Consider the following 10,266-nt stretch of genomic DNA (forward strand, 5'->3'; position numbering starts at 1 on the left):
GTTCCTGATCGGCCAGCAGTTCAACGGCACGCTCGTCCCATTCGTGCTCGGAACGGCCGCCTGCGCGGTCGGCGGCTTCGTGCTCGTCGTGCTGACGGAGCCCAAGCGGCTGTTCGCCGGGATCGACGCCAGGGAGGAGCAACCCGCCGCCGTCGAGGAGCCCGCCTAGGCCCCGCGAACGGCGGCGCGGCCCTTATTCGGCGGCGACGTCCGCCTCGTCCGGGCCGACCATCAGAACTTCGCCGACCTCCTCGGTCTTGCCCCGGATCGCGCGCTCGAGGCGGTCGGCGACGTCGGGATTCTCCTTGAGGTAGGTCTTGGCGTTCTCGCGGCCCTGGCCGATGCGGACGGAGTCGTAGCTGAACCAGGCGCCCGATTTCTCGACAATCCCGGCCTTGACGCCGAGATCGAGGATTTCGCCGACCTTGGACACGCCCTCGCCGTACATGATGTCGAACTCGACCTGCTTGAACGGCGGCGCGACCTTGTTCTTGACGACCTTCACCCGGGTCGTGTTGCCGACGATGTCGTCGCGGTCCTTGATCTGGCCGGTGCGGCGGATGTCGAGGCGGACGGAAGCGTAGAATTTCAGCGCGTTGCCGCCCGTCGTCGTCTCCGGATTGCCGTACATGACGCCGATCTTCATCCGCACCTGGTTAATGAAGATGACCGTGCAGCGCGAGCGGCTGATCGAACCGGTGAGCTTGCGCAGCGCCTGGCTCATCAGCCGGGCCTGGAGGCCGACATGGCTGTCGCCCATCTCGCCCTCGATCTCCGCCCGCGGCACCAGCGCGGCAACCGAGTCCACGACCAGAACATCGATCGCATTCGAGCGCACCAGAGTATCGACGATCTCCAGCGCCTGCTCGCCGGTATCAGGCTGCGAGACGATCAGCTCGTCGATGTCGACTCCGAGCTTTCGGGCATAGACGGGATCGAGCGCATGCTCGGCGTCGACAAAGGCCGCGGTCCCGCCGGTCCGCTGCGCCTCGGCGATCGCATGCAGCGCGAGGGTCGTCTTGCCCGAGCTCTCCGGCCCGTAGATTTCAATGACCCGGCCGCGCGGCAGGCCGCCGACGCCGAGCGCGATGTCGAGCCCGAGCGAACCGGTGGAGACGGTTTCCACCTCCATCTTCTCGCGGCTGCCGAGCTTCATTGCCGAGCCCTTGCCGAAGGCGCGATCGATCTGGGCGAGGGCTGCGTCGAGCGCCTTCTGGCGATCCGTAGTCGAGTTCTGCAAGTCCACTCCGCTTCCGATGACCTTGAGCTGCGTCGCCATGTCCCTGTTCTCCCTCGTCAATGCAAGCGGATTCCCGCTTTCACCGGCGGCCGAGCTCCCGCCCTGATGAGGTGTGCGTATCCTATTTGTTCTAACGGAACAAGAGAGGAACGTGCGTTAAGCCACCGAGCGCAGGCGAACGATTGCGGAGCGATCGTGATCCAGCGCGAAGAGATGGCGAACGGCGGCCAGCGTGCGGGCATCGCCCGACACGACTGACGTCACGGGATTTATTCCCGTGACGGCCCCTCACCCTCCCAAAGCTGGCGCTTCGGGCCCCTCCCTCTCCCGCTGCTGCGCGGGGAGAGGGGCAAGTGCGTTGCCAAGCTCCTCCTTATCGCCAACAAAGTTGACGAAATTGACGCCGTCCAATGAGGGCGGGCCGTCCTCCTCGTCCGCCAGATCCTCGAGATGAAAGTCAAGGCCGCCGATCGCCTCATCCGGATCGGGGGCGTCGTCGTCCCAGCCGGGCGGATGGACGACGGGGGCAATGGTCGACTTCTGATAATAACGGTGCGGCCGGCGATAGCGCAGGAGGAACATAGTCAGCCGCTCGTCGAAGTGGCGGTATTCGCCGACCTGCTCGCCCTGATAGAAGATCGGCCTCGGCACGCCCTTCACCGCCCGCGACCACATGCCGTCCTCGACCAGGCGCAGCGAGCAGTCGAGCGCCGCGTCATAGGCCCGGCGAAAGGCGCCGGCCGACGGGCGATTGTAGAGGTTGTGGGCGGATTGCCGGGTCATCCCGACCGACCGCGCCGCGTCGGTCACACAGCCGCATTCCGACAGCGCTTTCAGGAACGCGGCCTGGCGCTCAACGGTCCAGCCGTCGTGACGCGGCCGGCGGGCGGGGAGATTGGGGTGTGCGGACATGGTGCCTCCACAGAAAAGAGGCGAGGCAGGTATCGCATGATGGGGGCTGTAGGACAGCACGAAATGCCGAGCGCAGGTGAGCGATTGCGAAGCAATCGGGAGGCAGCGCGAAGAGCCATTGAGTGCCGGCCGGCGGGGCGCGAGGCTGAAGGCCGAGCGAACCCGTCCGACGTCACGGGATTTACTCCCGTGACGGGCAGCAACCAAGCAGCCATGAGTTGAAGTTCTTCAGTAAATAGTCATGCTGGCGATCGCTCGACGTACTGAAGCGGATAATTTATGTCGCATTTGTTTGGTGGGGATTGGACAGAAGCTAAACTAGATATTGTCTCTCGATATGCGAAGGCATTTCAAACCGCTCTCAAATTCCGGCCTTTTGAAAGTTGGTATATCGATCCGTTTGCGGGTTCGGGTGAGCGAGAGGAGAAACGCTTCTCGGGAGGTCTACTGGACGGCCAACCGATCGAGGAAAAAATACATACATTTGCTGGCAGCGCGAAACTCGCGCTCGAAATTGAACCCCACTTCAGCCATTATCGTTTTGCCGACACAAAGGCAGAACATGTACAAGCCCTGCGTCAATTGGCTGCCGAACATGCTGGGCGGGACATCCAGATTTTTCCCGGCGACGGAAATGAGTGCGTTCGCAGAATCGTTAGCAATCGGTTGTGGACAGGCTCTCAAACGTCTTGGAAGCAGCGAGGAATCGTCTTCCTTGATCCCTACGGTATGAAGGTTGCTTGGGACACGCTTCGAGTCATTGCACAGACCAAACGACTAGACGTGTGGTTTCTCTTTGCCGCCAAAGCAGTTCGTCAGCAGCTGGGACCACGTCTCGATCGCGTCGACCAAGGCAAAGCTGAGGCGCTTGATCGTTTCTTTGGAGAGACGACCTGGCGCGATGCTTTCTTCAAGCCGATTGCCGGCCAGACTGACTTCCTTGGTACGGAGACTGACCGATCCGAGACCGCCGCAAATTTACAAACAATCGGCGCATATGCGAAGAAACGATTTGAGACGATCTTCTGTTGGGTTTCGTCACCCAAGCCGCTGACAGTACGGAACGTACCGGATTACTTCCAACTTTATTGCATGACCAACAACGATTCGGGAAAAGCTCTAGAGCTCATCAAAAAGCTTCACGCTGCGGTCGTTAAAGCGCAAAACCAGGCATCTCGTCATACGTTCGACCGTTGAAGGTTCTGCCGGCAGCCTTTTTGTTCGTCCCACCCCACTGCTTGAAGAAAAAGGCCGTTCCGTAAGCGCGACAACGATCCTCGATTTGCTGAACACACTCATGCTCTATCGGCCGGGCGCGAGGGCCAGACTCGCCACCCACAATAGCCCAATCAATTTCGGAGAGATTGATCGCCCCCACGGCCCCAATGAGCGGCTCAAATGAAATGAATTTGATGAAGCCCGGTATGGCTCTGAGTGCTTCGATTCTTTCCAGCGCAGCGGAGTCCTCAACACTCGTACCAATCCAAATATTATGCGGCGAACTGAACGAAGCATCGGTCAGGAGCTTCTGCATACGATCGGGCCGCTTGGTTAGCACTTGGTATGTGTGCTGAGGGGTTTCCGTCATCACTCTCCAGACGCGTGCAATGAACTCGTCCGGCACACCGGGATGAAAGAGATCCGACATAGAATTGACGAAAACCTTGCGCGGTTTGCGCCAGTTATAAGGCGCGCTAAGAGCCTTAACATCAAGCGCAATTTTGCCAGTCCAAACCGCGCGACCACCACTTTTCCGTGTCAGTCCGACATATTTTTGGATGCCTATCGCGTCTAGTCGAGCAGCCATCCTCATTGCATAGCAATTCGAGCAACCGGCGCTCGCGATCGTGCAGCCTGCTACCGGGTTCCACGTGACGTCCGTCCATTCGATTCTTGAAGCCTGCGCCACTCTAACCTCCAGTTCGGCAACCCAAGAATCTATCAGAATCAGGCCCTTAGCAAGCTGTTCACGAAATGATCCGCTAAGCGACTCAGAACATTGGGGAAATCAGGTCACGGGAGTAAATCCCGTGACCGCGTCGGACGAGTTCGGCTCGCTTGAGGCTCGCCGCCTCGCCGGCCGGGCGTGCGACGGCTCTTCGCGCTGCTTCGGCGACGCTCCGCGTCGGCGGCGCTGCGCTCGGCGTCTTACGCGGGGGTGATGTCTCCGGCGCCCGTGCCGGCATCCGCGCCCTGGTCGGGCCGCGTGTCGAACACTTCGTCGATCAGGCCGAAGGCCTTCGCCTCGTCGGCTTCGAGGAACTTGTCGCGGTCCATCGCTTTTTCGATCTCCTCGAGCGGCTGGCCGGTGTATTTGGCGTAGAGCTCGTTGAGGCGCTGGCGCATGCGGAGGATCTCGCGGGCCTGGATCTCGATGTCGGCGGCCATGCCCTGGGCGCCGCCCGAGGGCTGGTGGATCATGATCCGGCTGTTGGTCAGGGCAACGCGCATGCCGGGCTCGCCGGCGGCAAGCAGGAAGCTGCCCATCGAGGCGGCCTGGCCGATGCAGACGGTGCTGACCTTCGGGCGGATGTACTGCATGGTGTCGTGGATCGCGAGGCCGGCCGTCACCACGCCGCCCGGCGAGTTGATGTACATGAAGATGTCCTTCTTCGGATTCTCGGACTCGAGGAAGAGCAATTGGGCGGTGATCAGCGAGGCCATGTGATCCTCGACCGCGCCGGTGACGAAGATGATCCGCTCGCGCAGCAGGCGCGAATAGATGTCGAAGCTGCGCTCGCCGCGGTTGGACTGCTCGATGACGATGGGCACGAGCTGCGAAACGATGTCCTGATGATCAATCACGTGAAGCGGATCCCTTAAGTTCGTTCCCATCGAAACGGTGCTTCGATGGGGGTCTTCAGTTCAGCCTACATCGGCGCGAACAGCGGGGAGTTCAAGCGGGCGGCGGAAGGCCGCGTCCCGGCGCGGGCCGTCTGACGCTTTGTTAAGGCTTCCCGCCTAGACAGGGTTAATGGACATGTCCGCGAGGTTCCCCGACATCCAGGCCGAAGCCCCGGAGCGCCGCGAAGAGTGGCGGTTCACGGCGCTGGTGATCATCGCGGGCGTTGCCCTTCGACTGTACTGGCTGGCGCGATCGCACGGCCGGCTGTTCGGCATGCCGACCGCCGGGGAGGCCTATCGCGCCGCCTTGTCCGTCGCGCGACACGGAGTCCTCGGGGACGCCTATTTCGTCGGCCAGGGGCCGAGCGCGCATCTCCTCCCGGTCAATCCGATGATCGCGGGCGGAGTGCTGTGGGCGTTCGGACCCGGAAGCGTCGCGGCCAATGTGGCCTTGCTCGCCTGGGCCGCGGTCCAGGTCGTCGGCGGCTACCTCCTGGTCCGGGCACTCTTCCGGCAGCTGGGCGCGAGCGCCGCCGTCCAGCGCTGGGGGATCGTGCTCCTTCTCCTGGTCCCGTCGTTCGTTCCGCAGGAAGTCATCGAGTTCCGTTACTGGGAAGGCGGCAGCGCCGTCTGCCTTGCGGCAATCAACCTGCTGATGATCGTCCGCCTCGACGAGCGGCGGTCGCTCGACACGCGGGCGCTGCTGGCCGCCGCCGGCCTGTCCGCGATCACTTTCTTCATCAGCCCGTCCGCGGGCCTCGCCGTCGACCTGTGCTGGGCCGTCGTCGCGCTGCGCCGGCTGTCATTCCTTCGCGCCGCCCAGTTCGGCATTGCCTCGGCGCTGGCCCTGACGCTGCTGATCGTCCCCTGGGCGATCCGGAACGAGCGGGCGCTCGGCGAGACGGTCCTGCTGCGAAGCAATTTCGGCCTCGAGTTCGCGATGGCCAACCACGATGCCGCCCTTTCCGACGGGCCGCGGCCGCCCGCTTATGTCTATCACGACCGCTTCGACAAGATTCATCCGGGCGACCAGAATTCGGGCCTTCAGCCGCTGATCAAGCAGCGCGGCGCCGAAGTGCGCTACTCGCGCGCCCTCGCCCGCCAGACGGAAGCCTGGGTCGCCGCCCATCCGTGGGGCTTCGCGCGGCTGTGCCTGAGGCATTTCCATGAGTTCTTCTTCCCCGAGCCCTGGCAGATGTATTTCACGGAGTGGGAGGGACTGCGCACGCCGCGATCGGTCGCGATCTCGCTCGTCGACCTGCTCGGCCTGATCGGCCTGACGCTGGGCCTGTTCAGCGACCGCCGGCGTTACTGGATCCCGCTGCTCTACATCTTCGCGGTGGCGGTGCCTTATTCACTGTTCCAGCCGGTCTCGCGCTACATCTTCCTCGTCTACCCGATGCTGGCGTTCGGAGCGATCGAGGGCATTTGCAGACTCGCTGCCGCAATGGGCCGCAGCCGAAAAAGCGGACGCGACGGCTTGCAAGTGACGCGTGCCGCCATGAGCTGCGACCAGCATTCGTGGGTGCGCGCCCGCTTAGCGCCAATGCTACCCTGAATTGCGGCGCCGTTACCGCGATCAGCGCGGGGCGGTCCAGAACCCTTCGCCGATCCTCCGTCGGTCACTTGGCCATGTGACGAGTTGCCAGGTAATCAGCAGCAGTGGTTGGGCCGATCGCCTCGGTGTCGGTATGATCGGCTATGAAGCGCCGGAAATTCAGGAAGAAATCCGCGCCTGACGGGAGCCCCAACTGCTTCCAGGCCTTGTCCAGCGCGGCCTGCTTGTCCGGTGGGTAGTGTGCCGGCTGGACCAGGATGAAGTCCCAGTCCGCGCCATCGCTGTGGACATAGAGCTGCCGCGGCGGAACTCCGGCCATCCGGTTCGCCTGGTCGTAACGCGCGATTTCCTTGAGGAATGCTTCGTGCTGCCCCGGGGCGATCCGGTATATTTCGATCTGCGTCGCCGGAGCTTCGGGCACCTCCTGCGCCAACGCGGGTGCCGACGCGAACAAGGCAATGCTGCAAAGCAGGCTAAGCGTGAGCGACTTCATCGGGGGTCTCCATGTGAGGAAGGCTGAGCTGCCAGCAGGACGGCGCCGTCGGCGGGGTCTGGCTCGCCCGGGGGTCGATCATCGCGATACCAGGCGCGCGGAAACGAATGGGCATGGGGCCACAGCTCATCGAGCGTCGAGCCATCATAAAGCTTGCCGCCCTGCATCACGGACGCGATCGACAAAGAATTGCGGATGTCCGCGCGAGGATCACGATCAAGGATGACGAGGTCGGCGATCTTGCCGGGCTCGATGCTGCCGAGGTCCGCCTCGCGGCCGATCGCCTCCGCCGAGCCGAGCGTCGCGGCGCGCAGCGCTTCTTCGGGCGTCCAGCCGCCCATCACATGCGCCTCCATCTCCCAATGAAAGCCGAGACCCGGGATTTCGCCGTGACTCCCCATCCCGACAATCCCGCCAGCGCGCTCGATCTTCAACGCCTGCGTCGCAAAGGCGGGGAATTGGTCATCGGCGAGCTCGCGCCAGTCGCGCTTGCGCGTCTTCATGTCGACGATGAACCGAGGCGCGAAGCGGTTGAGCCTGGGATCGCCGTTCGGCTTTCGGTCGACCACGAAATAGTCCTGGCCGCCGCCCTCGATCATCAGCGTCGTGTTGTAGGAGACGCCGCTGCGCGCCATCAGCTGCACCACGTCCTTGTAGAGGGGCGTCATCTGCAGCGCATGCTCCGACCCGGAAACGCCGTCCTGAACCTGGGTGAGGTCGAGCTTGTCGGAATTGGCGCCCTCGGTGGTGACGCGCAGCCCGTGCTCGCGAGCGCTTTGCGACACCCACTCCCGCACCTCGCGGTTGCCGGTGCGATACAGCTTGAGATTCCGGAGTCGGTAGAAGTCGCGGTAGCGGTCGAGCACGCGGTCGACCTCTTCCTTGGACCTGAACGCGTTGAACGAGAACAGCGCGGGTCCTGTAGAACGGATGCGCGATCCGGTGATCAGTCCAGCGTCGATGAGGTCCTGGTATGCAAGCATGTCGATCGACAGGGTCGACGGGTCGAACGCGGTGGTGATGCCATAGGCAAGGTTGGCCGCCACGCCCCAGCTCTCGAGGTCGAGCTGCCCGCGCCGGATGTCGGCAACGTGATCGTGATCATCGATGAAGCCGGGCACCAAATACTTGCCGGCAAGATCACGCACCTGCACGCCCGCCGGAAGCGGGATCGATCCCCTCTGCCCGACGGCGGCGATGCGGCCGTCGATGACGAGCACGTCGGCATTGGCGATGGTTCCCTTGCCGCCCATCGTGATCGCGGTCGCTCCTCTAAACAGCAGCGCGCCGCTGGCGTCCGCGCGCGCAATCACGACGTCGGCATTCCAGCGTGCCGGCGTTCCGGGATCAGCGGTGGCTGACTCGCTGTTCGGCGGCAGCAAGTGCACATCGGCGAGGGGACGGGAAAACCAGCTGGAGCCCAACCCCCAGCCGATGCTGCGACCGTCGCTGCCCCACTGGAAGAAATCCGCGCCCACTTCGGTCAGCTTGCGGTGGGGAACGCCTGGCGAAGCGAGGTCGATCGTCGTCCCGTCCTTCGCTGGCCGCCCGATCAGGAACAGCTGTTGAGCAGTCTGGGCGAGCAACCACTGGCCGTCGGGACTGAGCCGGAGGTCGTCGACGGGAGCCCGGCCGGGCAGGAAATAATATCCCGGCCCTGTCACCTGCACAAGCAAGCGCCGGCCGCTGCCGTCGAGCTTCACCGCGTTGAGGCCGTCGTCGAACAGCATCAGGACTTCGGCCCCGTCGGGGCCGAAGTGCGGCGTTCCACCCATCGAACCCTGGGCAATCACGCGCTGCTCACCGCCCGACGCCGGCATGAGGACGAGCTCCGCGTCGCGCAGCGGGCCATATTCCATGTAGCGGTGCATGCGGACGTAATTGCTCGATCGTTCGACGACGATGGTGCGCCCGTCCGGCGTTAGGACCGGGCTGGTGTAATAAGCCGAGGTGCGGGTGATCCGAACCGGCGGGCGACTTCCCTCGGCGTCGACGCGATAGATCTGACCGCCAGCGCGCGCAGTCCATCGCACGTAGATGATGGAGCGGCCGTCCGGCGACCAGCTCGGCTGGAACTCTCCAAAGGAATCGCGAGTGAGCCGTCGCGGCTGCCCGCGCGCGGTCAGATCCATCGTGTAGATCTGCCCAAGCGCCGAAAAAGCCAGGCGCTTGCCATCCGGCGAGGCGACCGGCCACTGGATGATGCGGGCATGCACGGGGCCCGTGTCCTCACGGATCACGGGCCGGTTCAGGGGACCGAGCGGGACCCGCACGTCCGCGGAGAAGGGAATGTTCGTCTCCGCGCCGTCGGTGAGCGACACACGCTGGAGCGCTCCGCCATTGTTGACGACCAGCGCGCGGCTGTCGGGCGTGAAGGCATAATGCGGCGCGAAGTCGCGCCAGGCGGCGCTTTCGAGCTCGTCATGCTCGGTCAGCTTGACCAGCCAACGGTCGTCATGGGTCCGCAGGTCGAGCACGCGCAGCCACATCTGCGGCCCATAGCGTGTCGCGTACACCAGCAGCTTGCCGTCGGGCGACGGCAGAGGCCGGAAGAAGGTGCCGAGCACGAGGTCGGGGCGATAGCTTCGCGGTGGCTCGACCAGCGTCTCCTCGGCCCCGGTTGCGAGATTGCGCCGGCGGATGACCCACGCGGGCGGGGTGCTGTCCTTCGTTCCGACCTGCGACGCATAATAGAGCCAGCGCCCGTCCTTCGACGCTTCCGCGCCGACAGTGCTGCTCGATTGGTCACCGCTGACCGGCACGATGACATGCGGCTGGCCGGTCGCGAGCGGCACGCTCAATAGCTCGAACGCGACGTAGTCGGGATGGAAGCGCGAGACGTAGATCGTCTTTCCGTCGGCACTCCAGCTCGGCGATGTCAGGATCGCGTCGCCGGTCAGCTGGGTCACTGGACGGGGATTGCGGCCGTCGATGCCTGCAATCCAGACATTCTCGGTCCCCGACCGGTCGCTGACGAATGCGACGCGCTCGCCGTCGGGCGAGAAGATCGGCTGGGAGTCGAACGGCATGCCGGTTGCGATCGGATGCGCGGCGCCGCCGCGTGCGTCCATCACGTAGAGGTCGCCCAAGAGCTCGAACACGATCCTGCGCCCGTCCGGCGACAGGTCGGGCGAGAGCCAAGTCCCTTCCTGCGTCCGGAAGGCAATCTCGCGCGCGGGTTCCATCGGCAGCGCCGAAGAGGGCGGAGCCGCGCAGGCC

General features: G+C 64.0%; 8 protein-coding genes. 2 read left to right on the plus strand and 6 right to left on the minus strand.

Annotated features, from left to right (window positions below):
* Positions 1-193: 193 nt before the first annotated feature.
* Complete coding sequence (gene recA, locus JOZ79_RS03790; protein ID WP_294070803.1) at positions 194-1,279, minus strand: recombinase RecA; 1,086 nt, start codon at positions 1,277-1,279, stop codon at positions 194-196.
* Between the two features lie 249 nt (positions 1,280-1,528).
* Positions 1,529-2,152, minus strand: coding sequence for a hypothetical protein (locus JOZ79_RS03795; protein ID WP_294070806.1), 624 nt, complete (start codon positions 2,150-2,152; stop codon positions 1,529-1,531).
* A gap of 279 nt (positions 2,153-2,431) precedes the next feature.
* Here JOZ79_RS03795 and tcmP point away from each other — a divergent pair, with 279 nt between their 5' ends.
* Complete coding sequence (gene tcmP / locus JOZ79_RS03800; RefSeq protein WP_294070810.1) at positions 2,432-3,349, plus strand: three-Cys-motif partner protein TcmP; 918 nt, start codon at positions 2,432-2,434, stop codon at positions 3,347-3,349.
* Here the strand turns inward: tcmP and JOZ79_RS03805 are convergent.
* Positions 3,306-4,061: a DUF5131 family protein gene (locus tag JOZ79_RS03805; RefSeq protein WP_294070813.1), complete on the minus strand. Its 756-nt coding sequence runs from the start codon at positions 4,059-4,061 to the stop codon at positions 3,306-3,308. The genes tcmP and JOZ79_RS03805 overlap by 44 nt on opposite strands.
* Before the next feature lie 239 nt (positions 4,062-4,300).
* The gene (gene clpP, locus JOZ79_RS03810; RefSeq protein WP_294070816.1) at positions 4,301-4,957 is read right to left on the minus strand and encodes an ATP-dependent Clp endopeptidase proteolytic subunit ClpP; all 657 of its coding nucleotides are present in this window, start codon (positions 4,955-4,957) and stop codon (positions 4,301-4,303) included.
* A 175-nt stretch (positions 4,958-5,132) separates the two neighbouring features.
* On the opposite strand from clpP, the gene JOZ79_RS03815 reads away from it, so the two are divergent.
* Positions 5,133-6,554 (plus strand): hypothetical protein, encoded by a 1,422-nt coding sequence (locus JOZ79_RS03815; protein WP_294070819.1) that lies wholly within the window; start codon positions 5,133-5,135, stop codon positions 6,552-6,554.
* 64 nt (positions 6,555-6,618) lie between these two features.
* Here the strand turns inward: JOZ79_RS03815 and JOZ79_RS03820 are convergent, their stop codons facing one another.
* Positions 6,619-7,047, minus strand: coding sequence for a hypothetical protein (locus tag JOZ79_RS03820; protein WP_294070822.1), 429 nt, complete (start codon positions 7,045-7,047; stop codon positions 6,619-6,621).
* A partial coding sequence (locus tag JOZ79_RS03825) for an amidohydrolase family protein (protein WP_294070824.1) occupies positions 7,044-10,266 on the minus strand: 3,223 nt, incomplete at its 5' end. The genes JOZ79_RS03820 and JOZ79_RS03825, both read right to left, overlap by 4 nt.

Origin of the sequence: Sphingomonas sp., assembly GCF_019242355.1 — a bacterium.
Taxonomy (GTDB): Bacteria; Pseudomonadota; Alphaproteobacteria; order Sphingomonadales; family Sphingomonadaceae; genus Sphingomicrobium.